The organism is Baaleninema simplex PCC 7105 (genome assembly GCF_000332355.1).
In the GTDB taxonomy this organism is placed as follows: domain Bacteria; phylum Cyanobacteriota; class Cyanobacteriia; order Cyanobacteriales; family Geitlerinemataceae; genus Baaleninema; species Baaleninema simplex.
Window position 1 is genome coordinate 476572 of sequence record NZ_KB235962.1, and the last position, 26726, is coordinate 503297.

General features: G+C 51.4%; 27 protein-coding genes. 16 read left to right on the forward strand and 11 right to left on the reverse strand.

Translation table 11 applies throughout. From position 1 onward, the window contains the following. Positions 1–47: 47 nt before the first annotated feature. Positions 48–1394 (forward strand): D-alanyl-D-alanine carboxypeptidase, encoded by a 1347-nt coding sequence (locus GEI7105_RS0127475; RefSeq protein ID WP_017663565.1) that lies wholly within the window; start codon positions 48–50, stop codon positions 1392–1394. Between the two features lie 33 nt (positions 1395–1427). Here the strand turns inward: GEI7105_RS0127475 and GEI7105_RS0127480 are convergent, their stop codons facing one another. From GEI7105_RS0127480 to GEI7105_RS0127500, 4 genes are all read right to left on the reverse strand, one after another. Further along, on the reverse strand, positions 1428–1856 hold the full coding sequence (locus tag GEI7105_RS0127480) for a gamma-glutamylcyclotransferase family protein (protein ID WP_017663566.1): 429 nt from the start codon (positions 1854–1856) through the stop codon (positions 1428–1430). Between the two features lie 334 nt (positions 1857–2190). Beyond that, entirely contained in the window at positions 2191–4002 is a 1812-nt protein-coding gene (locus GEI7105_RS0127490; RefSeq protein ID WP_017663568.1) for a tetratricopeptide repeat protein, read from the reverse strand. A 103-nt stretch (positions 4003–4105) separates the two neighbouring features. Beyond that, complete coding sequence (locus GEI7105_RS0127495) at positions 4106–4744, reverse strand: hypothetical protein (RefSeq protein WP_035494072.1); 639 nt, start codon at positions 4742–4744, stop codon at positions 4106–4108. Positions 4745–5166: 422 nt separating this feature from the next. After that, the gene (locus GEI7105_RS0127500) at positions 5167–5400 is read right to left on the reverse strand and encodes a DNA-directed RNA polymerase subunit omega (protein ID WP_017663570.1); all 234 of its coding nucleotides are present in this window, start codon (positions 5398–5400) and stop codon (positions 5167–5169) included. A 140-nt stretch (positions 5401–5540) separates the two neighbouring features. Between GEI7105_RS0127500 and GEI7105_RS0127505 the strand changes: the two genes are divergently transcribed. Then, positions 5541–6308 carry a hypothetical protein gene (locus tag GEI7105_RS0127505; RefSeq protein ID WP_017663571.1) on the forward strand — a complete coding sequence of 256 codons (768 nt, stop codon included), beginning with the start codon at positions 5541–5543 and terminating at the stop codon, positions 6306–6308. Positions 6309–6387: 79 nt separating this feature from the next. On the opposite strand, the gene GEI7105_RS0127510 is transcribed toward GEI7105_RS0127505, so the two are convergent. The 5 genes from GEI7105_RS0127510 to GEI7105_RS0127530 all read right to left on the reverse strand — a co-directional run bounded on the left by GEI7105_RS0127510 (position 6388) and on the right by GEI7105_RS0127530 (position 9566). Next, positions 6388–7479 carry a type 1 glutamine amidotransferase domain-containing protein gene (locus tag GEI7105_RS0127510; protein WP_017663572.1) on the reverse strand — a complete coding sequence of 364 codons (1092 nt, stop codon included), beginning with the start codon at positions 7477–7479 and terminating at the stop codon, positions 6388–6390. A gap of 86 nt (positions 7480–7565) precedes the next feature. Beyond that, the gene (locus GEI7105_RS0127515) at positions 7566–7763 is read right to left on the reverse strand and encodes an NblA/ycf18 family protein (RefSeq protein WP_017663573.1); all 198 of its coding nucleotides are present in this window, start codon (positions 7761–7763) and stop codon (positions 7566–7568) included. Between the two features lie 334 nt (positions 7764–8097). Then, on the reverse strand, positions 8098–8559 hold the full coding sequence (locus tag GEI7105_RS0127520; protein WP_051044248.1) for a DoxX family protein: 462 nt from the start codon (positions 8557–8559) through the stop codon (positions 8098–8100). Further along, entirely contained in the window at positions 8513–9253 is a 741-nt protein-coding gene (locus GEI7105_RS0127525; RefSeq protein ID WP_017663575.1) for a phosphatase PAP2 family protein, read from the reverse strand. Before GEI7105_RS0127525 ends, GEI7105_RS0127520 begins: the two co-directional genes overlap by 47 nt. A 103-nt stretch (positions 9254–9356) precedes the next feature. After that, on the reverse strand, positions 9357–9566 hold the full coding sequence (locus GEI7105_RS0127530; protein ID WP_017663576.1) for a hypothetical protein: 210 nt from the start codon (positions 9564–9566) through the stop codon (positions 9357–9359). 310 nt (positions 9567–9876) lie between these two features. On the opposite strand from GEI7105_RS0127530, the gene tal reads away from it, so the two are divergent. Beyond that, a complete protein-coding gene (tal, locus tag GEI7105_RS0127540; protein ID WP_026098015.1) occupies positions 9877–11028 on the forward strand; it encodes a transaldolase in 1152 nt (383 codons plus the stop codon). A gap of 521 nt (positions 11029–11549) precedes the next feature. Here the strand turns inward: tal and GEI7105_RS0127550 are convergent. After that, the gene (locus tag GEI7105_RS0127550; RefSeq protein WP_017663580.1) at positions 11550–11738 is read right to left on the reverse strand and encodes a CsbD family protein; all 189 of its coding nucleotides are present in this window, start codon (positions 11736–11738) and stop codon (positions 11550–11552) included. Between the two features lie 368 nt (positions 11739–12106). Between GEI7105_RS0127550 and GEI7105_RS0127555 the strand changes: the two genes are divergently transcribed. The 7 genes from GEI7105_RS0127555 (at position 12107) to GEI7105_RS0127585 (ending at position 19286) form a co-directional block, all read left to right on the forward strand. Next, entirely contained in the window at positions 12107–12562 is a 456-nt protein-coding gene (locus GEI7105_RS0127555; RefSeq protein WP_144054079.1) for a sll1863 family stress response protein, read from the forward strand. A 170-nt stretch (positions 12563–12732) separates the two neighbouring features. Continuing rightward, entirely contained in the window at positions 12733–14013 is a 1281-nt protein-coding gene (locus GEI7105_RS0127560) for a phospholipase D-like domain-containing protein (RefSeq protein WP_017663582.1), read from the forward strand. A gap of 137 nt (positions 14014–14150) precedes the next feature. Beyond that, positions 14151–15503 carry an RNA-guided endonuclease InsQ/TnpB family protein gene (locus GEI7105_RS32825; RefSeq protein ID WP_245555518.1) on the forward strand — a complete coding sequence of 451 codons (1353 nt, stop codon included), beginning with the start codon at positions 14151–14153 and terminating at the stop codon, positions 15501–15503. Between the two features lie 38 nt (positions 15504–15541). Then, positions 15542–16435 carry a polysaccharide deacetylase family protein gene (locus GEI7105_RS0127570; RefSeq protein WP_017663584.1) on the forward strand — a complete coding sequence of 298 codons (894 nt, stop codon included), beginning with the start codon at positions 15542–15544 and terminating at the stop codon, positions 16433–16435. 135 nt (positions 16436–16570) lie between these two features. Further along, positions 16571–18043 carry a DUF5009 domain-containing protein gene (locus GEI7105_RS0127575; RefSeq protein WP_017663585.1) on the forward strand — a complete coding sequence of 491 codons (1473 nt, stop codon included), beginning with the start codon at positions 16571–16573 and terminating at the stop codon, positions 18041–18043. A gap of 84 nt (positions 18044–18127) precedes the next feature. Next, complete coding sequence (locus tag GEI7105_RS0127580) at positions 18128–18703, forward strand: Uma2 family endonuclease (protein WP_017663586.1); 576 nt, start codon at positions 18128–18130, stop codon at positions 18701–18703. A gap of 7 nt (positions 18704–18710) precedes the next feature. Beyond that, the gene (locus GEI7105_RS0127585; RefSeq protein ID WP_017663587.1) at positions 18711–19286 is read left to right on the forward strand and encodes a Uma2 family endonuclease; all 576 of its coding nucleotides are present in this window, start codon (positions 18711–18713) and stop codon (positions 19284–19286) included. Here GEI7105_RS0127585 and GEI7105_RS0127590 read toward each other — a convergent pair whose 3' ends face one another. Further along, positions 19287–19886 carry a TetR/AcrR family transcriptional regulator gene (locus GEI7105_RS0127590; RefSeq protein ID WP_026098017.1) on the reverse strand — a complete coding sequence of 200 codons (600 nt, stop codon included), beginning with the start codon at positions 19884–19886 and terminating at the stop codon, positions 19287–19289. A 180-nt stretch (positions 19887–20066) separates the two neighbouring features. On the opposite strand from GEI7105_RS0127590, the gene GEI7105_RS0127595 reads away from it, so the two are divergent. From GEI7105_RS0127595 to GEI7105_RS41320, 6 genes are all read left to right on the forward strand, one after another. Beyond that, a complete protein-coding gene (locus GEI7105_RS0127595; RefSeq protein WP_017663589.1) occupies positions 20067–21389 on the forward strand; it encodes an efflux RND transporter periplasmic adaptor subunit in 1323 nt (440 codons plus the stop codon). A gap of 148 nt (positions 21390–21537) precedes the next feature. Continuing rightward, a complete protein-coding gene (devC, locus tag GEI7105_RS0127600) occupies positions 21538–22716 on the forward strand; it encodes an ABC transporter permease DevC (RefSeq protein ID WP_026098018.1) in 1179 nt (392 codons plus the stop codon). A 156-nt stretch (positions 22717–22872) separates the two neighbouring features. Next, positions 22873–23607, forward strand: coding sequence for a DevA family ABC transporter ATP-binding protein (locus GEI7105_RS32830; RefSeq protein ID WP_017663591.1), 735 nt, complete (start codon positions 22873–22875; stop codon positions 23605–23607). Between the two features lie 26 nt (positions 23608–23633). Continuing rightward, positions 23634–25361 carry a helicase HerA domain-containing protein gene (locus GEI7105_RS0127610; protein ID WP_017663592.1) on the forward strand — a complete coding sequence of 576 codons (1728 nt, stop codon included), beginning with the start codon at positions 23634–23636 and terminating at the stop codon, positions 25359–25361. 3 nt (positions 25362–25364) lie between these two features. Continuing rightward, positions 25365–25790 carry a DUF29 family protein gene (locus GEI7105_RS0127615; protein ID WP_017663593.1) on the forward strand — a complete coding sequence of 142 codons (426 nt, stop codon included), beginning with the start codon at positions 25365–25367 and terminating at the stop codon, positions 25788–25790. A gap of 43 nt (positions 25791–25833) precedes the next feature. Further along, positions 25834–26517, forward strand: a complete 684-nt coding sequence (locus GEI7105_RS41320) for a DNA cytosine methyltransferase (protein ID WP_017663594.1) — start codon at positions 25834–25836, stop codon at positions 26515–26517. Positions 26518–26726: the final 209 nt, after the last annotated feature.

A 26726-nucleotide genomic window follows, 5' to 3' on the forward strand; every position in this document is an offset into this window, starting at 1 on the left:
ACCAGTATTTAAAATTCAAATATTGAGATAAATTCGATCGCTTCGTGATGTATCACTTTCGCTATCGCATCGTCGTTATCACCGCCGTTCTCCTGGCCGGTCTTTTCGGATGTACGACCCCCTCCGACACCGTCGCCGACCCAACCCCCGACTCCACCGAGGAACCCGCCGTTCGACACGCAACCCTTTCTGAAGCAGACGCATCGCCGCTACCGCTGCTGTCGTCAGACAATCCCGACGTCGAAGTTCAGCAACAGGTTCTCGAGGTTCTCGATACCTTAGCCGCCAAGGGGTTCGATGTGACGAAGCAAGGGGTTTGGATACAAACGAACGAAACCCTGTTAGCCAACGTTCGCGGAACGCAGCCGTTTCCGGCGGCCTCCGTCACTAAAATCGCGACGACTCTGGCGGCGTTGCGGGTTTTCGAGGTCGATCGCCGCTTCGCGACAGAATTCAAAACCACGGGAACGGTCGAAAACGGGGTTCTCGAGGGAGATTTGGTGGTGGTGGGAGATTTCGATCCCATGTTCGTCTGGGAAGACGCCATCGAGGTGGGAAATGTACTCCACGACTTGGGGATCGATCGCGTTTCGGGTGATTTAATTATCGCCGGAAACTTCTATATGAACTTTGAGGAAGACGTGGCGTATTCGGGAGAACTGCTCCAACAGGGGCTGAACGCGAAGTTGTGGACTCTCGAAGCCGAAACGCAATATCGAACTCTTCCCTCCGATACGCCACGTCCGCAGGTCGAAATCGCGGGAACGGTGCGCGTCGTCTCGGAACCACCAGCGGAGACCACGTTGCTGGTTCGCCACGAATCTGTTCCCGTCGCCGAACTGCTGAAACTGATGAACCGCTACAGTAACAACGCGATCGCCCATACGTTCGCGAAGGCCATGGGAGGGTCGGAGGTCGTCGTTCGTGAAGTCCTGGCCGCGACGGGAGTTCCTGCTGACGAACTTCAACTCATCAACGGTTCGGGGTTGGGAGAAGAAAACCAGATTTCTCCACGAACGGCGGTGGCGATGTATTTAGCCATCAATCGGGAACTCGAATCCGAAGAGATGACGGTTTCCGATGTCGTCGCGATCGCGGGACTCGATAACGGAATTTTATTAGCCCGTCCGCTTCCGAGGTTGGCGACGATTAAATCGGGAAGTTTGAACGGTGTCAGTACGATTTCTGGCGGGTTACCGACGCGCGATCGCGGGGTCGTTTGGTTTGCCATGATGAACGGTGGAACGGATACGGAAACCTTGCGATCGACCCAAGAACGATTGTTACAAACGCTTGAATCGCAATGGGGAGCCGTCGAAACCCCGCCGAAGGAACTGGCGACGAACGACGATCGCACGGAATGGCAATCTCGTAACGAGGTGGTGGCCAGATGAGAGTCTCGCGGACGTTCGAGACTGCCCGAAACGTCACGACTGACGAGGTGACGATCGGTGAAGTTGCTGCCAGTTGCCGGTTTTGAGCCAAATTCCTCCAAACGATCGCACTCGCTCGACACTCATAAAATACGCCCAAGCCGTTCCGAGAGATTTGCTCGAATCGTGGAGGTCGAACACGTCGATTTCGTAACGATTGTATTCGTTTTGGGACGGGGGACGATGTTGCTGGTATCCTTCGAGTTCGTCGAGTTTGGCTAAAGCCAGATCGTCGTTGAAAGACAACACCACGCCTTCGACCCAGTCGTCACCCGTCGTCATGGCGGGATAGTTGACGGGGGGAAGGTGATACAGTTTGCCCCGGACTTTCCCGGTTTGGGTCGCGACGACGCGATCGCCGCAATAGGGTTTGTGGAATCGTCCGTCCGGTTTTAAGGTTCCGTAGACAAAAACTCTGACCATTCTTATGGGATTCGTTCTGTTCGTCTGTTTGCTTGCACTATTGTATAGTTAATAAGCTTCCTAAAAAAGTGGCGATCGCGACGTTTCAAAACCTTCGATTTCTGTTAAAATCCGATCTTTTTGCACTCACTTAAAACCGGCGATCGCCTAAATTCGCCGATTCAAAAAAAACAAAAAACAAAAAAACGCACGATTCCAAGCCAGTGGAGGGTTGAGTCGAAGAAAGTTGAAATTTTGAGGTGAATCGCAAACGGGCGATCGCCCTCGTTGCGCTGGTCGACGGGCTGAAAAACGGTCTGGAATCGTCCTCGTTTTCCCCAACTCTAACTGTTAACTAACCCTCGCCGCGATGTCGGTCGATGAGGTTCGAGATGTCGTCGTACCCGTCTACACCGATAAAAGGGATAATTTGCGATCGCTCCCGTTCGAGATGGGTTTGAAACGCCTCCTCTCCCAACTGTCCCTGTAAAATTACCAGCAATCCCGCCGCCTGTCGCCATTGGCTGGCTTGAATGCGATCGAGCAAAAACGCCGCGACTGCTGCCGTCACGATCGCCCGTCCGACATCCTGTAAGTTGTAATAAGCTTCTGCGAGCGTCGAGAAATTCAATCCCTGTAAATACAAATCTCCCGAAGCACGAGCGGCGTCTAACCCCTGTTGTAAATAACCCACAGCACTCGAAGGCTGTTGCAACAAGACGTACGCCAAACCCAAACTATAGGCACACAACGCCAAACTCTGACGGTCGCCCAGCTTCTCCGAAAGCGTCAACCCTTGTTGCAAATACGCGATCGCCTGTTCTGAAGTCTCTTCATCTAACCGTTCGAGTTGCTGAGCTTGCAACACGCGACTATAGCCCCAGTTGGCCAGGGCGTTAGCTTCCCCTCGGCGATCGCCAGCTTGTCGTGCCACAATTAACGCACGCTGGGCGCGATCGAGTCCTGCCCGATAGTCCTTCGTCGCCGCGTTCAAACGACTGAGATGGTTGTAATTGGCGATTTCACAAGCGATATCTCCCGCTTTTCCGGCAATCTCTAACGCCTCTTCGTGAAATTCTCGGGCGCGATCGAGCTGTCCCGCCGCCCGTTGCGAATAGCCCAACAGCGTTAAAATTCGCGCTTTTTCCTGAGTTCCTTCGATGCGTTTTAACGGGAGTTCCAAATACTCCAACGTATGCTCGAGATATTCCCCGGAGAACGAGGCGAACACGCCACCGTAAAGGGGGAACGTTTCTCGTCCGGCGAAAGTCCGCAGAATTTGCAACGCTATCTGAAAGCAAGCGTCGGCGAGTACGGGACGACTCGAAAAGCCCTCCGAGAGCTGACACCAAACGGAGGAAAAAACTAAAAACGTACTGACCGAGAGCTGTTTGCCCATTTTAACGTCGTAAGGTTGGCGATCGAACCAGGTGACTAACCCTCGCTGCAATCCCTGTAAGGCGATCGCCAATTCCACCAACTGCTGCCAACTTAAATCAGAATGTCGCGCCGCCAGTTCCCCGACCGATTCCCCTCGAGCTAACGTTTGGAAGAGTTCGCTGGGAAAATAGGCTTCGGTGTTTCTCGCCCACAAACTCCAGGGGCCGGGCCGCTCTTCCGTTCCGCCAAACCCGATATTGCGGCGCGTTTCGTACATCCAACTGACGAGGCTTCCTTCGAGGCGAGCGAACGTCGTCAACCCTTCAATCAGTCCCGCCGCCAACTGCCAAACCTGCGAGTCGTCTTCGGCTTCAGCCTTGAGGGAGGTTGCCAGTTGGCGTAACTGTTCGGCTGTCCAGGGGGTGTTTTGGTTGGGATCGATCGCCCCTAACAACGCCTCCAAGCGATCTTCAGGTTCCGAGGCTAAAATCGATCGCACTGCTGAGGCGATCGCGGCAGTCTCTTGGTTGTCTTTCTCCCAGCGTTCCCATTGCTTCTCGATCGTCTGTAACGCTCGCAGCATCCGACTTACTTTCGTCGTTGTTCCCACAGACGCCTCGATTTCACCGAGGCGTTCGGCGAGACACCGCTCGAAAATTTCCCCGGTTCCCGGTCGAATTTCCCGCAGCAGTCGTTGATAAATCTGCTCTTGAGAGCGAATTTTTCCCGCCAACGTGGTTTCGACGAGTTTATCGATTACAGCCAAATAGCGATCTCGATCGGACATGGAACACTTCGGTATAACGGGTTTTAGACTGGGAAGACAGCAGTGGCGATCGCGACGTTGCGCCGCCCCGTTCCCTCACTCCATCATCACTCATCGCCTGCCATCACGGAAGCAACAACTCAGCATCTCCCGAACGAGGCAGTTGCGGAACGTCGCTCCCCCGTCGCGGTGGCGTGTCGAGATCGGTGGGTTCTGAAGCCGACGCGGCCGGGTCGCCCTCGAGATTCGCCTGTTCTTCGAGTAGGGTGAGATAGGTGGGATAGAAGATGCTGACGAGAACGTGAACCAAATCGTCTCGTTGTTGCGGCGTCAGACTTTGAATTGCTTCGCGATCGCCCAACAACGGATTGGTTTCTAGGGTATCGTAACCGGGATAAACCCCCTCGTTCATAATTTCGTTTTCGCCGAGGTAATCGGCGAGGGTGAGCTTCCAGTCGAGGCGATACTGATAGGGGCGTCCTTTCACGTAAAGGTGATAGCGAATCAACCGCCCGATGAGGGTGTTATCGGTCTCGATGTCTCCCGTTTCGACGTGGGTATACTGATTTTCGCGGGGAATTTCGGGCAAAATCTCGTAAACCCGCTGCCACGCATCGCTCGTTCCCCGAGGTCGTTGGGCGAGTTGGTACGAGGAAGCCGTGTCGTTGGAATTGACTTCTGTAGCTGTTGCCCCGATGACGGTAATTGCCATCACGCAGAGAAACACCACAAAGAAGTTCGCTATTTTCGTGTGTTTCATCATAAAAAAATAAAAACCCTTTTCACAAACAAATCAAAAAAGATGTTTTTTAATAAAAAAAGGTTAAAAAACAATTGACTTTTGATTTGCTGCTAATTTTTTAAAATTATCTTATCTCAAAGTTTTCGGAGGGAAGGGAAAAAGCTAAACAGCATTCCCAAGCCTAACCTGAAAAAACTCTTCCCTCGGGTGCATCTCACTTTTGCGATCGGAACCCCACTCATCCTCCCCGTGAGCTAGGGGAGGTGCCAAAGGACGTTTGGCGAGCGCGGTTCGGCTGAGCGCTCACCGTCGAAGCCTCAGTCGAGGCGCGGAGGGGTCGTTCTACGAAATTGAAGATCGCTCCTTTCCTGTTCCCTGTTCCCTGTTCCCTGTTCCCTGTTCCCTGTTCCCTGTTCCCTGTTCCCTGTTCCCTGTTCCCTGTATTAGTGCGTGTCGCCGATAATTTCCGGTTGTGTGAGTTCGTCAGACATTTCTACGATCGCCCGTACGATCGGCTTCATTCCCGGTTCTTCGAGGTTGTCGAAATCTTCATAACGACGGCGTTTCGCTCGATTGGCCACTTGTACGGTGATGCGATAGCGATTCGACGCGGCATCGACGAGTTCTTCAGCGCGACGCATTAAATGGGGCGTCTCGACGGTGTTGCGCTTTTGCATAAGTGCGGACTCTCTCTCTGTTGAATCTCAACACTCTAGTTTAACGTTTAACTGACCTTCCGGCGTTCGGACAGTTGACCAGGGCGATCTCGAGGGGGCTGTGCTACCGTAATGGAGTCGCGATCGCCTGCCGAACGAAGATGAAACCGTGGGGTTTGAAATTTAAGTTGAACTCTAAAACTGCTCTCAGCGTGGTTCTCGTCAGCGCGACACTGCTGCTGAGTAGCTGCAACGGTAGCAGTCCCTCGGCCGAATCGATGCAACCCGAGGGCGACATCGCCACAGAACCGACGCCCACCGCTACCCCAGAACCTGCGTCGCCGGATATCTCCGAGATTCCCGTCGCAGAAGAGGTTCCCCTCGATACCGCTGGCGAACCCGAAACAGAAACCCCCGAAACAGAAACCTCCGAAGCACCGCCAAGCGACAGCCCGACAGCCGCTGAAGTCGCGCCGATTTTCGAGTCTGCTGTCTCGGAAATCCAACCCATTACTGAAATTCCCATCCTCCTTCCGAGGGAGGTTCCGCTTCCCGACGATCCGCCGATTTACGCGATCGCCGATGCCGAAGCCGATCGCTACGAAATCGAGTTAGCCTTCGATCCCAACTGTCGCGGTGCGAGTGCTTGTTTTTACGGGATGTTCGCTGCCAAACGTACCGACAGCGACTATTACGGTGTGGGTGAAACCTTTGCCGAAACCGTCGAACTCGCCAACGGCGTGACGGGATACTTCAACCCGATGATGTGCGGGGCGTCTTGTGCGCCGCCGGTGATGGAATGGGCGATCGATGGCGTTCGCTATCGAATGTCTCTCAAAGGACTCAGCGGTGACGATACGGTAGCCCGTGCAAAAATGACCGAACTTGCTAATTCGGCCATTGCTGGGGGAGGGCGTTCGGGGAGATGAGGCGATGATGAGGTGAGGAGAAGATGAGAAACGATCGACCCTCAACCCTCATCGTTCACCTTATCCATGCAAATCCCAATTACGCGAACGCCAGAGTGGTGGGCATCGGAGGCTCGACCGTCGCTTGAGAGCGGGCGCGACAGAAATCGCCAAACCGCCGTTCGTGAAGTGCCAACCGTTCCTCGATATCGTCGAAGAGTGCAGCGGTAATCGGGTCGGTCAGTTGGCTGCTGAGATGGTACGCATCGACGACCCCGGTTTGTAAGTCACCCAAGGCGCGACGGGCAATTTCCATATCGCTGTCGTTCGACTGCAACCAGCTTTGCAATGCGGCGAGAGCGTCTCCGCCGACGGCTTGCCACGTCACGGATTCGCCAAAGGCCGACAGACGCGCTTCGAGCAGTTGGATATGACGCTGTTTGGTCGTGACGACTTCGGCAAGGATGACGCCTAGCTCGGTGTCTCGCGCCCGTTTACCGTACTCTTCAAAGGTTTTGAGAGTGTAGTTTTCACCGCTGATGGCGGTATTGAGAGCGTAGACGATTTCGTCGCGAGTCGAACCGCCCCAGGTTTCGCCGAGTTGCCACCATTCGTAATTTTCGCTGGCAACATCGGGTAACTCGGTATTTTCGAGAGAGAGACCGAGATTTATTAAAATTGCGGTGGTGAAGATAGGGGTATCGCCGGGTCGTCTAGCGGTGATGAGGTTATCTTGCATCACCAGGGGTTCGTCGATGTAGGTAGCACCGGCGTTTTGCATATCCTTACGGATCGCACGGTATCCTGTGGCTTGTTTGCCTCGCAACTGGTCGGCTTCGATGAGGACTTGCGGTCCGTGACAGATAGCCGCGACGAGTTTTCCTTGTGCCATCGCATCCATGACGATACTCACGGCGTTGGGATTCGTGCGGATGCGATCGGGGGCAGCTCCGCCGGGAATGAGGATGGCATCGAAGTCGTCCGATCGCACTTCGGTTGCAGTGGCGTCGGGGCGAACGTTGACTTTACCGCGTTTTCCTGTGTATTCGTCGTTCATGCGGGAGCCGAGAACGACAACTTCTGCTCCTGCATCTTGTAGGGCGCGATAGGGAACTTGAAATTCAGAATCTTCAAAGTGATTTTCGAGTAAAATTCCGATTTTCGGCCGTGAGGTGTTGTGCGTTGTAACCATAATGTTTCCTTGAAGTAAACGTCTTTTGAGTGGTGGAATCTTTTTCAGATTCCCTTCTGAAGAAAATGTCGATCGCGATCGCGGATTTACCCCGATGCAGGTGGGGCGTCGATTCCCCACTGACGGGCGACGAGCGTTCGGTAGAGGTTGTCTTGAAGCATCATTTGTCGGTGGAGTTCGACTAAACGCTCTTGCGCTTCAGATCGCGATAGCTTTTTGACTTCTCCTGCAAATTTCCTGAGATTGAATTCTTGCTCTAGAGAAATCTTGAAGGGTTCGCCCATGACAACCTCCTAGGTGTCTTTTTGTCGGTTTTAAGGATGGGTTTTTATTGCGATCGCTTTTTCAAGATTTGATATCGCCTCTGAAGGATGAGACGCGTTTTACGATCGCTCGACCCCTACCTTGAGTATGTGGCGATCGGTCTCGACTTTTCCTCTGTCTCGAGGTATACTTTGTCGATCTAGGCATTTTTTTATAGGCTTGAAGAACGAAGGTTTTGTATTTTTACAAACATCGAGAATCGAGCGATCGCCGTTCTTCGATCTGTTGCTAAATAGAGCGATCGCTTGACACTGCCAGTTTTTGTCGAAATTCTAACGGTCGATCGGGGATTTTTTAAGAGCGATCGGACTTGGGAAATCCCGGTAAAATCGAGGCGCGATCGGGATTGTCATCGAAACTTGTATACCAGTACGCCCAGGCAATTAACACGGCTTGAAACGGTAGGCGAATCGCTTGAAACCACCAACCGTCTGGAATACCGTCGATGTGAATGTCGTTAAAGGCCATGTTGAGATTGGCGGGAAATACGAGGATGAAAATTGCAATCAGTCCCCAGGCGGCGCGACGAGATACGGGGGGGACGAGCAATCCCAAACCGCCGAGAATTTCAAAAATACCGCTGACGTAAACGATAATTTCCGGTTCGGGCAGGGGAGCGGGAACGATTTTGACGAAGGGGTCGGGGACGAGAAAATGAAGCGTTCCCGCCACCACCATACACACTGCGAGAACGACGCGCAAAACTTCCTTATTTCTTTTGAAGAAAGCGATCGAGTTGTGTTTTAAGGTCTGCATTTTGAGATACCTCAAAGGCAAGAATACAGGCGATCGACCACACTAAACCCGCTGCAAATCCTGCAATTACGTCGGTCGGCCAGTGGACGCCTAGGTACAGCCGAGTCAACCCGATCGCGACGATTATCGCGATCGTCCCCCCAGCGATACCGACTCGCCATCGCGGAAACTGACGGGCGAGTGCGTAACCGAGCAAACCGTACAAGACGAGCGACACCATCGCGTGACCGCTGGGAAAGCTGTAATATCGAACGTCAACGACGCGTTCCCACAGTTGCGGCCGCGATCGCGCGAACAGGTGTTTCAATAGCAGGTTCAATCCCGAAACCCCCAGCAAGGCGATCGCTAAAGACAAGGCGCGTTTCCAATGACGCTGAAACAACCACACCAACACGAAACCGCTCGCGATGGCGGTTAAAATGCTGGGATCGCCGAGTGTGGTGACGGCCACTGCGACGCGATCGAGGAAGGGAGTACGCCACTGACCGATGGCCAGCAGTACGGTGCGATCGAAGGTTTGAGCCTCGTTTTCGAGCAGTTCTTCAGCGATTTCAGCAAACGCCCACAACGACAGCATGGCAATGGCTAACCCACCGATCCACAAGCTCGAGAGCGTTGCGACCATCCACTCTAACGTCCGTTGACCGGTGCTGGAAAACTGCCTTTTGACGCTTTTGATGAGGGGATGGGGCATTGTGTGCTGAAAGTTAAGTGGCAAACATTTCGAGCGTACTCGATGTTAGGGGAGTCTGGCGTCTATCGTAAGTGGGAAGCCGATCGCGCAGACTCGTCCGAGGTTAACGCAACGATTCCGATTCTACCAGTGCGATAAAACTCAATAAGATTACCTCTTTACTGAAAGCGTGACGCAGATTTCCCGACGCCTCGAACTCTCCTCTTTGAAGCGATCGCGCCTCTAAAAATCCCTCTATTGGAAGAGACCGAACCCGCGATCGATTCGATAGAGTGATGGTAGTGTCGGTTTTGCTAAATTGCCGATCGCCCATTGATGAAATCTGCGAACGAGCGCTCGAACGGCGATATTAATCTTTGTCAATATGGGACAACACCGTCCGAGTCACGTAATTTTATACGTTGTTGTGAGCATCGCCGTAATGTTAGGACTTTACGTACTCGCAAACCTCTTCATCGCGATGAATTCAGACACTCGAGTCGAGATCGAGCAGTCAGACAGTTTTTACGGCGAGCCGTGAGTTGAGGCGATCGCGACTTGTCAACGATATGCGATCGCCACAGCAACAGTTGCACCCACTTCCCATCGCAAAAAACACAAAACGCACATAAGGAGAAACTCTCATGGATAACACACCTCTTTCTAAAATTACCACTTGCGGCCAAAGCATTTGGATGGACTATCTCGATCGGTCTTTAATCGAGTCTGGAGAACTGAAAGAGAAAATCGAGACGCGCAATTTACGCGGTCTCACCTCGAATCCCTCCATTTTTGAAAAAGCTATTTCTGGGAACGAAATCTACGACAGTGACATTCAGACGGGGGCAGATTCTGACAAATCGCCCCAGGAAATTTACGAATCTTTGGCGATCGCCGATATTCAAAACGCTTGCGATATTTTTCGCGCGGTCTACGACGAAAGCGACGGACGAGATGGGTTCGTCAGCCTCGAAGTATCGCCCTATTTGGCTCGAGATTTGCAAGGGACGATCGCGGAAGCTCGCCGTTTGTATCGAGCCGTCGATCGCCCGAACGTGATGATTAAAATTCCCGGTACTTTAGAGGGATTCGGGGCGATCGAACAGTGTATCGCCGAGGGAATTAACGTCAACGTTACGCTGTTGTTCTCTGTTGAAAACTACAAACAAGCAGCCTGGGCTTATTTACGGGGACTCGAAACCCGCGTTCAAAACGGACAATCGATCGATGGCGTGGCGTCGGTTGCGAGCTTTTTCGTCAGCCGCATCGACTCGAAAGTCGATAAACTTCTCGACGAACGCCTTCAGCAAATTGGAACGGAAAATCTCAGTGAGGAAGCTCGTTTGCAAGAGTTGAAAGGGAAAGTTGCGATCGCTAACGCTAAAGTTGCCTATCGAGAATATCAGAAAGTTCTCGAGAGCGATCGCTGGAAAGCTCTTGAAGCCAAAGGTGCGAAACCGCAACGCTTGCTGTGGGGAAGTACGAGTACGAAAAACCCAGACTACAGCGACGTGTTGTACGTCGAAGAACTCGTCGCCTCCAACACGGTAAACACGCTTCCTCCCGACACGATCGAAGCCTGTTTCGACCACTGTAAACCCCAAGCCGATCGCATTGAAAGTAACGTCGAAGAAGCATCTCAAACGCTCGAGAGTCTTCACGATCGCGACATTAATATCGATCTCGATCGCGTGATGGAAGAGTTACTCGATGAAGGAATCGATAAGTTCGTCCAACCCTATCAATCTCTTCTCGATACGTTGGAAGAAAAGTCGAAGCAGTTAATGCCTGCATAAAACTCGGATCGTGTACTCGGGCGATCGCGTCGATCTGTTCTATTAAATATCGGGCGGGAAATCCCCGCTCGTTTTTTTGAATTCTCTTCACAGGAACTAATACGAAATTTCTAACAGTGGTTTTTCCGAACGCGACAAGTTCTATCCTCCCCCCCTTTGAAAGGGGAGCTAAGGGGGGATGTGGTGAATATTTCTTGAAACCCAGCTTATCGAGGAAGGATGGAGTATAGCCGATTTAGGGCGATCGTTCTCTAATCTATTACAGCTCTTCTAGAGTGGATATACCCAACAAACCATCAAGATCGGCCGAACACCCCAAACAGCAAACAGCAGAGAATTCAGAAATTCAAAAAGAGACTTTTATTAAATCCAAAATATTGTCATGCAAGGACTTCATTCATTTTTTTTTGAGATCGATCGTCCTGTTCGGTATTCAGTCTCGAAGAGCCAACAAAAACAAAAAATGGGGCATATTTTTTAATAGCCCCATTTAAATTAGACTTTTCGATCTAGACCGAAGATTAAGCCTTGTCGATGGTTTTCTTGACGTTATCTTTTACGTCTTCTTTCGCGTGTTCGGCTTCAGCTTCGATTTGCTTAGCTTTACCTTGCGTCTTATCTTCAGGATCTCCAGTCAATTCACCGATGGCTTCTTGAGCTTTACCTTCGATATTTTTCTTCACTGCGTCAGCTCTATCTTCGATACTCATAGTTTGAAAATCTCCAAAACTTCAATCTTGCTTATTAGCTTAGTCCAAACATCACGGCTCTTACATCTTCCCAAAGAAATAGAAAGAGTTCGCACTCGATTTACCAAAGTGCGAGAATAGTTTACACGGAGACCAAAAACAAACACAGACAGGACTTTCAACGGCAACCGGCACAGAGCGAATTGAGATGTTACCGCGACGAACTCTTTCGAGCGAGTTAAGTTATCTGTCTTCAGATAGACAAGAGATAAACACAGTAACTTTCCAACGATGTGAGTGCGATCGAACTCCTTCTGGAGAGGGTTAGAAACCGTAAAACGCTATGCCAGAGTAAATTTAGATGCACTCACTCAAATATCGTAAAAATAATGAAAATTAGAAATCTGTTCGTCGCGATCGCTCTGTCACTGATGGTATTCGTCGGTGCTTGTTCCTCCGATACGACAGCGAGTTTACGCGATCTCAATCCGACTGTCACGACCGAACGAGACGTAATGGAAGAAGTTCGCGATGTTCCCGAAACCCTCGGCGATTACTCTGAAACCAAAGCCGACGACTTTCAACGTCGTGCAGAACGGGATTTAGAACGGCTTCAATCGAAAATCGATCGCCTTCAAGATCGCGCCCGAGGACAACAAGAAGAACTCAGCGATAAAGCCGAAAAAACGCTGGCGAACTTGGAGGATCGGGCGAAAGACGTGCGCCAGAAACTCCAACAGTTCGGGTCTAACACCGAAAACGCCGGACAAAACCTGCAAAATGGCATCGAATCCGCTCTAGATGAGTTGCAAAACGCCTTTGAAAACGCTCAAAATCAGTTTTAAGCGTTGAAGGAATAGCTGAAATGGGGGAGATGATGGGATGACCGGATAATGTAAAATCTCCTCATTTCCCCACTGGTGACTGGTGACTGATGACTGATGACTGGTAACTGGTGACTGGTGACTGTAAAAAGCCTCGTTATCTCCTCAGCCCACTATCTTCTACAAAACTCGTGTTTGCCATCATCGCCGTTGCACTCGTTTCCATCGCCGCAACTCTTGTGGGGGTTGCCCTCTGGCGATTGACCGGATCGTTCCGCGAACAGAAATCCTATCGCTTTTTAAAAACTCCCGATCTCGATTCCCCGGAATTTATACCGACGTTGGCGAGTCTCGCTGAAGCCATTCCCACCGCAGGCTGCGTAACGCAAGTGTGGACGGAAATCGACGCGATCCAACAGGCGCGACTCGATGCTATCCGATCGGCCCGACGCAGCGTCCAGTTCGAGACGTATATTATGACTCCCGGTCGGCGATCTCGCGAGTTATCTGAAGTGTTGCGGGCGAAAGCGGCTTCGGGAGTTTGCGTCCGAGTTCTCGTAGACGACTACGGAACCCAAACGTTACCCGAGTCCTATTGGCGACAGTTGAAAAACGCTGGGGTGGAGGTGCGCCGCTTCAACGCGTTCGATTGGAAATCGCCGCTATCCTATCTCGATCGCACCCATCGCAAACTTCTCGTCATCGACGGACACCGAACTCTCATTGGCGGGGCGGGAATTTCCGATTTGTGGGACGGACGCAAAGAGGACGAAACGGCTTGGTTGGATATCGAGTTTCAAATCGAGGGTCCGGCGGTTTCGATTCTCAGCAAAATGTTCGCCCACCACTGGATTCTCACCGACGGCGAAGCCGATCTCACCGCCCCCACCTGGGCGAGCGACGGAAAACCCGGAGATCGCGTGATGTTGGCGATCGCACCGGGAACGCACCCGACGTATCGAGATTCGTCGATTTTAGGGTTGATGCAGGCGTTGGTGGGAAGCGTGCGCGATCGCGTTTGGATTTCCAGTCCTTATTTCATTCCCAGCAGTAGCTTGCGTCGCGCCCTCGTCGCCGCCCGAAAACGCGGTGTTGACGTGCGCGTGTTGACGATGGGATCTCGCAGCGACAAGCCCTTAGTTCGCGATGCGGCTAGGGAACGGTACGGCGAGTTGTTAGACGGCGATGTTTCCATTTACGAGTTCGCGCCGAGTATGATGCACGCGAAGATGGTTCTCGCCGACGATGGGTGGTTGAATTTCGGCAGTGCTAACGTCGATCCTCGCAGTTTGTTCCACAACGAGGAGTTGAACGTTATCGTCGAGGATCGAAACTTAGTCGATCGCGTCGAGGCGTTTTTTCAGTCGGCTTTCGATCGCAGTCACTTCGTTTCCCGCCGCAGCTGGAAGGGGCGATCGCTGTGGAAACGCATTCGAGGACGAGTCGGACTGTGGTTTCAGTGGCAACTTTAGGGGGCGATCGCGAGTTTGGCGATCGCGTTGCTATCCAGATTCTTCGCAGTACACCAGCCAAGCTTTCAGCTATGGATGGTGTACTGCGAAGCGCGACCGAGGGGAGTAACCTACAAAAGATTTGCTACAGTTTAGATATGCTAAACATGACGTGGGAATTTAAGCTAGAGCCAAGTGCGGAGCAGGTTTCAGAGATCGAACACATTCTTGAGGTGTGCCGCCATGTCTGGAATTTTGCTCTGCGGGAACGTAAAGACTGGCTAAAATCCCGCAAGTCGCCCGTGAATGCGTGCTCAATTCGGCAGGAATTTATCTTGCCAGCAGATGCACCCTTCCCGAACTACCACATTCAGGCTAAGCGTTTGACCGCTGCCAAGACTGAATTTCCTCAGCTCAAGACGGTCAACGCTCAGGTTCTTCAGCAAGTCCTTAGAAAACTTGAGACTTCTTGGGAGTCGTGGCGGTTAAAACGTTCGGGTCTTCCACGGTTCAAAAAAACCAACCGGATGCGAAGCTTTGTCTTCCCCCAGATGCTCAAAAACTGTGTGTCTGATGAGGGTATAAAGCTGTCGCAACTGGGCTGGGTTCGGGTTCGGTGGTCGCGTAAAATTCCTGATTTATTTCAGGTTAAGCAAGCTCGAATTGTGCGTAAGGCATCCGGGTACTTTGTCATGCTTAGCCTTCAGGCTGACGTCGATATTCCTGCTGTAGCCCCTCACGGACATCCGGTAGGGATTGATGTGGGTCTGGAGTACTTTCTTTCAACTTCTGATGGAGAACAGGTCAAGCGACCTCGCTTCTTCAACAATTTGCATCGCAAGCTGAAATCGCTGCAACGCAGATTGAAGAAAAAGCAGAAGGGGTCAGCTAACTGGCTGAAACTCCAGAAGAAAATTGCCAGAGTCCATCAACGGATTGCCGATACGAGAAAAGACTGGCATTTCAAGTTGGCTCATCACCTCTGCGACGGTGCAGGGATGATTTTTGTCGAAGATCTCGACTTCCGCATTATGGCTAAGGGAATGCTGGGCAAGCACACCCTCGATGCTGGATTGGGTCAATTTGTGAATCAGATCCTTCCCTGGGTGTGCTGGAAGCGCGATGTGTATTACGGCAAGGTGGATGCGCGGGGCACTTCTCAGGAATGTCCCGATTGTGGGGCAGAGGTTCGTAAAGACCTCTCAACTCGAATCCATCACTGCCACAACTGCGGGTCAACAAAGCCCCGTGATGTGGCGAGTGGACAAGTCATCTGTAGCCGTGGGCAACGGCAAATCGAAAATGCCTGTGGAGTCGAGGCGACGGGGGATCGGGTCACTGATTCTAGTTGGCTGGCTGTGAAGCAGGAAATCTTTGGGGCGACCCAAGGAATCTCCCTGCATACCCGGAACGGGTTGCTGGGAGAGGATGTCAAAGTAAGAAGTGATTTATCGACGGCAACCCGCCGTCTTTCTCGTACTCGCATCGATCGACGCGATCGCTTCACCTGAATTGTTCGAGTTCCCTTTCTTCTGTTTCACAAACTTCTATGAAACTGCTATTCGATGGTTGGAAAGACTTCAAGCGTCGCAAATTTTTTAAAACAGTTACAGTTATTGTTTTAGCCTTTCTCTTCGGACTCGGTTTATTTCGGATTTCCACAGAACTTCTTTTTGAAGAAATTCCAATATTCGGATTTCACGATATTATCGATCGCGACAATCCCCAAGAACGACCGCCCGATCGCCTCGAGTGGAGTAGCGACTATTTCAAACAAGATTTTGAAGCGTTTCTCACACAACTCGTTCGCAAAAAATACTGGTTTCTGACGACCGAGGAACTTTACGATTACTTTTTAGCCGATCCACCCAAGCCGATTCCGTCTGAAAAGCGCAAACAGAAAAAAGTTTTAATTAGCTTTGATGACGGTTATAAAAGCGCTCACCAAAATATTTTACCGATTTTAGAAAAGCTCGATCGCACCTACAATACGCCAATTAAAATCGTTTGGTTTATCAATCCCGCTTTCATGGGAATTCCCGGCACTGCTCTCGATCGCGCCAGTTGCCAAGACTTCCGTACCGGACTCGAAAAAGGATATTACGACTTACAATCTCACACCTCAAACCACGAAAATCTCACGACACTCGACTCAAAAGACCTCAAAAAAGAACTGCTCGGATCTCAAAACTTACTTCGAGCCTGCACAGACAATTTAGATCCAACAAACCAAGTTGCAAATCATTTAGCATATCCCTTTGGTGCTGTCAATAGATTTGCGTTAAAAGAAGTTAAGAAATATTATAAATCCGGCTATCTTTACAACGGTAAAACCTTACGAATCGACTGGTTTCGCGATCGCTACTTTCTCCCTCGCATCACAGTCAACCGCAACCACAGCGTCGAGCAACTGTTAAAGATCGCCTCGGGAGGATGGCTTTGATAATCGAGTATGTCTTTTGGGGTAGGTTAGCTTGACGAACGCGATTGGGTTCCAAAAACTTTTCCAAAAACTCTGTGTCCTCCGTGCCTCTGTGGTGCATCCCTCCCCAACTCTCAACCAAATAGGAGTCCGACCGTGACGCGGGAAAATCCAGTTTCAAAACGTGCCGACGCCCTCGATGCCTTGCGGGGAATTGCAGTTTTAGCGATGGTGTTTTCCGGCATTATTCCCTTTGGCGGCGCCCTTCCCAGTTGGATGTACCACGCCCAAGTTCCGCCCCCCGAACATATTTTTAATCCCGACGTTCCCGGTTTAACCTGGGTCGATTGGGTATTTCCCATTTTCCTCTTTTCGATGGGTGCGGCGATTCCCCTGGCACAGTCGCGACGACACGAAAAAGGCTGGGAATGGTGGCGCATCGTTCCCTCAATTCTCTGGCGAGGCGTCTCTCTGTTGGCGTTTGCGGTGTTTCTCCAACACCTGCGCCCCAATATTCTCGATCCGGCGTTGGGCGATTTACGCTGGTGGTTGGCCTTGTCGGGATTCCTCATTTTAGGCTTGGCGTTCGGGCGATTTCCCAAATGGGTTCCCGAGATCGTGCAAAAAGGCATCAATGTCGCCGGATGGCTGATGGGAATCCTGCTGCTGTCGCAGTTGCAGTATCCCGACGGAACGGGATTTTCACCGACGCGAAACGACATTATTTTAGTCGTCTTGGCAAACGTGGCAGTGGTTGGGGCGTTGGTGTGGTGGTTGACGCGTCGTAGCGTGGCGTGGCGGTTGGGGGTGATGGCGTGGGTGTTGGCGTTGCTGTTTTCCTACAGCGAACCGGGATGGGTGAAGCAGGTGTTTTCGATGTCCCCACTTCCCAGTTTGCTCAATTTCGCCTATTGGAAATATCTGCTGGTGGTTTTACCCGGAACGATCGTCGGCGATGGCGTGTTGCGGTGGATGAAGTCGTCGCAACCGGTTCCACCTGCGGAAGATGTCGTCGAAACCTTGCAGGTCAAGCCCAGGGAGGAGGGGGCGACGGAGTGGCGGGGTTGGGAATACGGTGCGATCGCCCTTTTGGGAATTACCATCTCTCTGATTTTACTGGTGGGATTACAAGCTCGCTGGGTGTGGCAAACCACTGTTGTTACCGCTATTTTAGGAACGGTGCTGTTGCGTCTGGTGCGTTCTCCAGTCGATGCGACGGAACGGTTGCTGGCGACTTGCGGGCGGTGGGGCGTTTACTGGATTCTATTGGGGTTAGCTCTCGAACCCTATGAAGGCGGTATCAAAAAAGATCCCGCTACCTTAAGTTATCTGTTCGTCACCGTGGGGATGTCGGCGTTGTTGTTGGCGGCGTTATTTGTGGTGTCGGACGTATTTTGTCAAACCTGGGCGTTCGGTTTGTTCGTCGCCACCGGGCGCAATCCGCTCGTGGGTTATGTGGGTTATGCCAATTTACTGTTACCGATTTTGATGCTGACGGGTTGGCGAGAAACCATTGAGGATTTTACGATGTCGCCGAGGCGAGGAGTCGTTCGGGCGGCGGTTTATACGCTAATTGTGGCGTTGCTGGCGAGTGGGATGACGCGGTTGCGCTGGTTTTGGAAAAGTTAAAATCACTGACAGCAAGGCGATCGCCCGTTTCTCGTCGGGCATAATGTCGGTAAAGGTTCGATCGCCCTCCCCGAAACTGATGCCATGACGAACGCTTTCACCCTCAACTCGTCGGCGTTACATCTGACAGAGGAACAGTTTTTTCAACTCTGTCAGGATAACCGCGAGGTGCAATTCGAGCGCAACGCCAACGGAGATCTCGTCATTATGCCCCCCACTGGCGGAGAAACCGGATATCGAAACGGACGCATTACGCAACAGCTTTTTAACTGGATAGACGCAGGGGGAACGGGAATCGCGTTCGACTCCTCGACGGGGTTTATCCTTCTCAACGGGGCGAATCGCTCTCCCGATGTGGCTTGGATTGCCAGCGATCGCTGGAACGCTTTAACGCCAGAACAAAAACAGCGGTTTCTCCCCCTTTGTCCCGATTTTGTGGTGGAACTTCGCTCTCCGAGCGATAACCTGGAAACGCTACAACGGAAAATGCAGGAATATCGCGATAACGGAACTCGACTCGGTTGGCTTCTCGATCCCTCCTCGAAAACTATCGAAATTTACCGTCGCGATCGCCCCATTGAAGTCGTACAAAACCCCGACGAACTCTTAGGAGAAACCGTTTTACCGGGGTTTAGTTTGAAACTCGATCGCATTTGGTGAAGTTGCTATGACGAACGCTTTCACCCTCAACTCATCGGCGTTACAACTGACAGACGAGCAGTTTTTTCAACTCTGTCAGGATAACCGAGACGTGCAATTCGAGCGCAACGCCAACGGAGATCTCGTGATTATGCCCCCCACTGGCGGAGAAACGGGAAACCGCAATTTCGAGCTTTACATCGATTTGGGAATTTGGAACCGTCAAACGAATCTCGGGGTTGCGTTCGACTCCTCGACGGGGTTTATCCTTCCCAACGGGGCGAATCGCTCTCCCGATGTGGCTTGGATTGCCAGCGATCGCTGGAACGCTTTAACGCCAGAACAAAAACAGCGGTTTCTCCCCCTTTGTCCCGATTTTGTGGTGGAGTTGCGATCGCCCAGCGACAATCTGGAGAATTTACAACGTAAAATGCAGGAATATCGCGATAACGGAACTCGACTCGGTTGGCTTCTCGATCCCTCCTCGAAAACTGTCGAAATTTACCGACGCGATCGCCCCATTGAAGTCGTACAAAACCCCGACGAACTCTCAGGAGAAACCGTTTTACCGGGGTTTAGTTTGAAACTCGATCGCATCTGGTAACTATTGAAACAGCGACTCGAGAACACAATCGATCACGCGTTCTGGCTCGATGGGAACCACTTCATCCCCGTACATTAAATTTTGAGAAATGACAAAGTGAATTAACGTACCCAAGAATACCCGCGCCGCTGCTTCGGCGTCAGTACATCTTAACGAAGGTTGTTCGGCGAGATATTGCGTCACGATTGTTAACGCTGGCTTGAAGAGGTTCCGAATGAAGGTTTGGGCGAGATGGGGAAACCGCCCGGATTCTCCGATAATCAGCCGCACGAAGGCTTTATAGTCGCTATCTTTGCCCACGTTATTCATTAACGTCATGGCAAATTGGCGTAAGACAACTTTCGGATCTCCTTGCAACGGTTGCGATCGCTGTACTTGGGCGAATTTGCGTTCCGCCAGTTGCTTCACTAACGCCTCGAACAAGCCTTCCTTGTCGCCGAAGTGGTTGTATACCGTGGCTTTCGAGACGCCTGCGGTTGCCGCTACCCGATCCATGCTCGTGGCAGCATAGCCGCGTTGGAGAAATTCTTTCATCGCACCGTCGAGGATTTGCTCGGCTTTTGGGGCGAGTTCGAGGGTTGGGGCGTTTTTTTGAATCATGGTGCGTGTTTGGCGAGAAAACGGAATCGTTTTCGATCCCACTTTTAATTATACTATACGGTTTAGTTTAGATTTCAAGGAGTTGTGAATTTCATCAAAAATTAAACTACCCGGTTTAGTTTAGTGTTATACTCAAAAGTGAACTAAACCGTTCAGTAGCATTCGAGAGGTTCGACAGCAATGCGTGGCTTTGAACTCAGACAGGCTCCTACCTCCCTTCCGGTATCGAAAACGGCGATCGCCCTAATTTCCCTAGCATTACTGGGTTTAGGAGGAAGCATCGGGTACGCCCTAGTGCGCCTGAGTGCGTCTTCCTCCGAACCTGCTGCGGTGACAGAAGTTCAACCGCCTCGCGTCGAAACCGTCACGGCGATGGGATGGATCGATCCCAAAGGAGAAACCATCGATCTCTCCGCCTCCCAATCCGCCGAAGGAAGCCGAGTCGATCGCCTCGAAGTCAGCGAAGGCGACTGGGTAGAAGCCGGAGAAGTCGTCGCGATACTCGACAGCCACGATCGCAAACAAGCCGCCCTCGATCGCACCCTCGCCGATGTCGAAATCGCAAGAGCGGAACTGGCGCAAGTCGAAGCTGGGGCGAAAACCGGAGAAATCCAAGCGCAAGCGGCGAGATTCGATCGCAACCGAGCCGAACTCGACGGACAAATCGCCACCCAACGCGCCACCATCGCCAGTTTGCAAGCCACCCTCAACGGCGAACGGCGAGCGCAACAAGCCACCGTCGAACGATTACAAGCCGAGTTGCGCGTGGCGAACAAAGACTGTCAGCGATACGAACAGTTGTATCGAGACGGTGCGGTTTCCGAACAAGATCGCGATCGCACCTGTCTCGACGCCGTAAGCGTTCGCGAACGATTCAGCGAAGCCCAAGCCAACCTCGATCGCATCGTGAGTACCTACCAAGCCCAAATCGCCGAAGCCCAAGCCAACCTCGATCGCACCGTTTCCACCGTCGAGAGCGAAATCACCGAAGCCGAAGCCACCCTCGACGCCGTCGCCGAAGTGCGCCCCCAAGACGTGCGCCTCGCCGAAACCAAACTCATCTCCGCCCAAGCCGCCGTTACCCAAGCCGAAGCCGATTTAGAACTGTCGCTAGTGCGATCGCCCCAAGCTGGGCGAGTTCTGGAGATTTACACCCATTCCGGCGAAACCATCGCCCCAGAAGGAATCGTCAAAATCGGACAAACCGACGAGATGACAGTGGTAGCAGAAGTTTACGAAAGCGACGTTCGCAAAGTGCAACCGGGACAATCCGTCACCATCACCAGCGACGCTCTCCCCCAAGACTTACAGGGAACCGTAGAGCGTGTGGGTTGGCAAGTTTTGCGTCAAAGCGAACTCGATCTCGATCCCGCCGCCAACGTAGACGCTCGCGTTGTCGAAGTTCGCATCGCCCTCGACGAAAATTCCAGTGCGATCGCCGCTCCCTTCACCAACCTGCACGTCATCGCCGAAATTGCGTTAGACGAAGACAGTGAACAGTGAACAATCCGTAGGGTGCGTGACTTGAAAAATAGGGTGTCAATCGTAAGACCGAAAAATCGTCACGCACCGACAATGTATTTTCCCCCTCTCCCCCTCTCCCCTTCTCCCCCTCTCCCCTTCTCCCCCTCTCCCCCTCTCCCCCTCCCCCATGCTCAAGCTCATCAAATCCCTAAAACGCCGAACGCCGCTAGGGTGGTTGCAACTGAGCCACGAAAAAACCCGTTTGTTGGTGGCGTTAGCCGGAATCGCCTTTTCCGACATCCTGATTTTCATGCAGTTGGGATTTCAAACCGCTCTCTACGCCAGTAACACCCGACTGCAAAGCCACCTCGACGCCGATATCGTGTTGTTGAGTCCCAACGCTCGCAACCTCGTCAACTTATCCACGTTTCCCCGGAGTCGGTTGTATCAAGCGATGGACGTTCCTGGCGTCGAAACAGCCGATCCCATGTACGTGCAGTTTTCCGATTGGAAGAATCCCCAAACTCGGCAAAAAACCTCGATTTTGGTCATTGGCTTCAATCCCGATCGCCCGGCGTTCGAGTTACCGGAACTGCAAGAGTACGCCGACGAGATGAAACTTCCGAATACCGTCACGTTCGATCGCAACGCCAGGGGAGCCTACGACGAAGCGATCGCGGCGATCGATCGCGGTGAAACCGTCAAAACCGAACTGGAGAACCACACCCTCACCATCGCCGGATTGTACGAAATGGGGGCGTCTTTCGCCGCAGACGGAACCCTGATGACGAGCGATCGAAACTTTTTGCGACTGTTTCCCCGCCGTCGCCCCGGAGGAGTGAGCCTAGGAATTCTACACGTCGAACCCGGACGAGATCCCGAAGCCGTCGCCCAAGCCCTCGACGCATACCTTCCCAAAGACGTAGACGTTCTCACCAAAGAAGGCTTTATCGAATTCGAGAAACACTACTGGGCGACGAACACCGCCATCGGGTTCGTCTTCACCCTCGGAACCATCATGGGGTTCATCGTGGGAATCGTCATCGTGTACCAAGTCCTTTCAACCGACGTGCGCGATCGCCTTCCCGAATACGCCACTTTCAAAGCGATGGGATATCGAAACCGCTATCTCCTAGGAATCGTGTTTGAAGAAGCCGTCATCCTCGCTTTCATCGGTTTCTTTCCCGGCGTCGGCGTTTCCCTGGGCTTATACGCCCTCACCCGCAACGCCACGAACCTACCTTTATATATGACGTTATTCCGAGCGATTCAAGTCCTCACCATCACCTTAATTATGTGCGGTATTTCCGGAGCGATCGCCACCCGCAAACTGCAAGCCGCCGATCCCGCCGATATTTTTGGATGATGAGATGAGTTGGCGGTGTGCATTGGCGGTGCGTGACAGAGCGATCGGTCTAAGAATTTACACCCTATTTTTCAAGTCACGCACCCTACGACTGTTCCCTGTTCCCAATTCCCTGTTCCCTGTTCCCGATTCCCTGTTCCCTATCAATTATCGAACATGGCCGCAATTACCATCGAACATCTCGACCATTACTTCGGACACGGGGCGTTACACAAACAAGTCCTGTTCGACATCAACTTAGAAATCGAAACCGGGGAAATCGTCATTATGACGGGGCCTTCGGGTTCCGGTAAAACCACGCTGCTGACGCTCATCGGGGCGTTGCGTTCCGTACAATCGGGGAGTTTGTGCGTGTTGGGGCGAGAACTCTGCGGGGCGAAGGAAAAGCAACTCGTCGCAGCCAGACGCCACAACGGATACATTTTCCAAGCCCACAACCTCCACCGCAGCCTCACCGCAGCGCAAAACGTACAAATGGGGTTAGAGTTACATTCTCAGATTCCCCGACGGGAAATGGAAGAACGCGCCGCTCGTATATTGGAACGAGTGGGATTGAGCGATCGCGCCGATTACTACCCGGAAAACCTCTCTGGCGGACAAAAACAACGGGTGGCGATCGCACGAGCGTTAGTCAGCCATCCGGCGATCGTCCTGGCTGACGAACCCACCGCCGCCCTCGACAGCCATTCCGGGCGAGAAGTGGTGAATTTACTCCACGAACTGGCGAAAGAAGAAGGCTGTACCATCTTACTCGTCACTCACGACAACCGAATTTTAGATGTCGCCGATCGCATCGTCAGCATGGAAGACGGACGACTCACCGCCCAAAACGGACGAGCTGTCGAGAAGAACCGCACCAATTCAATAAATACTGTTCTACAATCAACGTGAATTCCTCACCTTAAAATCACGTCGGTATGACATTCGATCGCCCTCTCGGTTCCGTCATTCAAGGTTCGCTTAGCGACGGTTTAGAAGTTCGCCTTCACCCGGACGTTTCGGTTGAAGATATGCGCGTTGGAAAATTTCTCGTCGTACAAGGAACCCGCGCCCGTTTTTTCTGCTTGCTTACCGACGTATCTCTCGGAACCGCCAGCCAGCGCATTTCCGCCAATCCTCCCCAACCCGAAGACGACTTTTTACAATCGGTTCTCATGGGGGGCGGAACCTACGGAACCATCGAACTCAGCCCCATGCTGATGTTGTCGCTCAAGGACGAAAACGCCGCCCGCGACGTCCTCCGCAATCTGGAAAATAACGGCAACAACGGCGGGAAATTGGCATCGTTTCAAGCCAATACCAGCGTCGATTTAGATTTACTTCCAGTTAAAACCATTCCCAGCCACTTTTCCCAAGTTTACGAAGCCCTAGATCGCGATTTTCGAGCGGTGTTTGGTTGGGAAGACGATCCCCAGCGAAAAAACTTTGCGATTGGGAAACCGTTGGATATGGAAGTTCCGGTTTGTTTGGATCTCGATCGCTTCGTCGAACGCAGTAACGGCGTGTTCGGAAAATCGGGAACCGGGAAATCCTTTTTAACCCGATTGTTGCTCTCCGGCGTCATTCGTAAAAACGCCGCCGTCAACCTCATTTTCGATATGCACTCGGAATACGGTTGGGAAGCGCAATGTGAAGGAAAAAACATCAACACGGTCAAAGGATTGCGTCAACTGTTCCCCGGAAAAGTTGAAATGTACACCCTCGATCCCGAATCGACAACCGAGCGGGGAATTAAAGGCGCACAGGAACTTTTGTTGAGTTACGATCAAATCGAAGTTGAAGATATTTCGCTGGTTCAGCGAGAGTTGAATTTATCAGAAGCCAGCATCGAAAACGCCATTATTTTACGCAACGAATTCGGGCGAACTTGGATTTCTCAACTGTTGGCGATGGACAACGAAGAAATTCAAGAATTTTGCGAAGTTCGACGAGGAAATAAATCCTCAATTATGGCGTTGCAGCGAAAATTATTGCGCCTGGACGAACTGAAATATATTCGCAACACCTGTCCTCAAAACTACGTCAAACAAATCATCGAATCTCTCGAAAACGGAAAGCACGTCGTTATTGAGTTTGGTTCTCAGTCGAATATGTTGTCTTATATGCTGGCAACCAACGTTATTACGCGACGCATTCACCGCCACTACGTCAAGCGATCGGAAAAGTTTTTAAGGACGAAAAACGTCGTTGACAAACCTCAGCAATTGGTGATTACCATCGAAGAAGCTCACCGTTTTCTCGATACTGCGTCCGTTCGCAGTACCATTTTTGGAACCATCGCCCGAGAAATGCGAAAATATTTCGTCACTCTATTAGTGGTCGATCAACGGCCTTCTGGAATCGATAACGAAGTGATGTCGCAAGTAGGAACGCGGATTACGGCGTTGTTGAACGATGATAAAGATATCGAAGCGATTTTTACGGGCGTTTCTGGCGGACAAAATCTGCGATCGGTGTTGTCGAAATTGGATTCAAAACAACAGGCGTTGGTGTTAGGACACGCTGTTCCGATGCCAGTTGTGGTTCGGACTCGTCCTTACGATGAAGACTTTTATCGTGAAATCGGCGATTTGGATTTAGATTCAATGGCAACGGAAGAGGTTTTAGAAGCCGCAGAAACAGCAAAATCAGATTTGGGATTCTAAACGATGGAAGAACTATTAGAACTCAAAGAACTCCTGCATCGAGGTCGCGTAGACGAGGCGTTGATGCTGGTAGAAGAACTTGAGGAAATGAGCAAATCGGACAAACTGAATAAGATTTTCAGCTATGGTGTGGTGGTGTTGTTGCATCTCATCAAGCAAGAGGCGGAACAACGCACAACGCGATCGTGGGAGGTTTCGATTAAAAATTGCGTGAAGCAGATTCAGCGAACCAACCAACGGCGGAAATCAAAAGGAACCTATTTAACGAAAGACGAATTACGAGAAACGTTGGAAGACGCTTACGAGTTGGCGTTGGAAAAAGCGGCGTTAGAGGCGTTTGAGGGGCGTTACGAAGCTGAAGAGATTGGGAAAATGGTAGAGTTTGAAAAGATTGTTCAAAAAGCGATCGATCGAGTTGAAAATATTTAAAATTTGTGATAGAATCAGAAATCAATCGATTTACAATTAAAGCGTGTCAACTTATCGAGGCTGGAATCTCAGCGAAGCAGAGCGGGAAAAATACCGACAAATCTCGAAGGCGTCGAGTCAAGCGAAAGCAAAAGCCATGCGAGGAGAAGGTTTAGCCCCCGTTCACGAGGTTAACCAGCCGAAATTAAATCCCGAGGATTTAATGCCTCAATTGCCTACAAATGGATTGCGATCGCTTTCTTTATTTAGTGGTGGTGGCGGTTTAGATTTAGGGTTCGATCGCGCTGGATTTCAACATACCGCATCCTATGAAGTCTTAGAAGACGCCGGAAAAACTCTCAAACGCAATCGATCGAACTGGACGGTTTTTTCTAGCGACGCTGGCGATGTCCGAAACGTGGATTGGACGCCCTATCGCGGCCAAGTAGATGTAATTCACGGCGGTCCGCCCTGTCAGCCTTTTTCTGTTGCTGGACGCCAAGAAGGAAAACAGGACGATCGCGATATGTTTCCCGAATTCGTTCGGGCAAGTTCCCGATTGTGCAATTTTACAAGGATTTCCCGAATCTTGGCAGTTTCACGGTGCAGTTTATATGGCGTTAGGGCAAATTGGAAATGCGGTTCCACCGCCGTTAGGGTATCACGTCGCTCGTGCGATCGATCGTGCGTTATCTTAAAAAAGAGTCTCGAACGAGTTCTCGCAACCGTTCAGCATGACACACTGTAATTTGTTCCCAATCTTGAAAATACGAGCCTGGAATATGGGGATTATTTAACGTCGAACCGCGTTCGATTAAATATCGACAGCGATCGCGTAAAATTTCTAGCATTCGGCTTGTAGAATATCCATTCTCAAGATCCATTTTGGCTCGATATTCACTAAAAGTATATTGACGCTTGTGTAAATATTTTTTACAAGAATCTCGTTGATTTCAG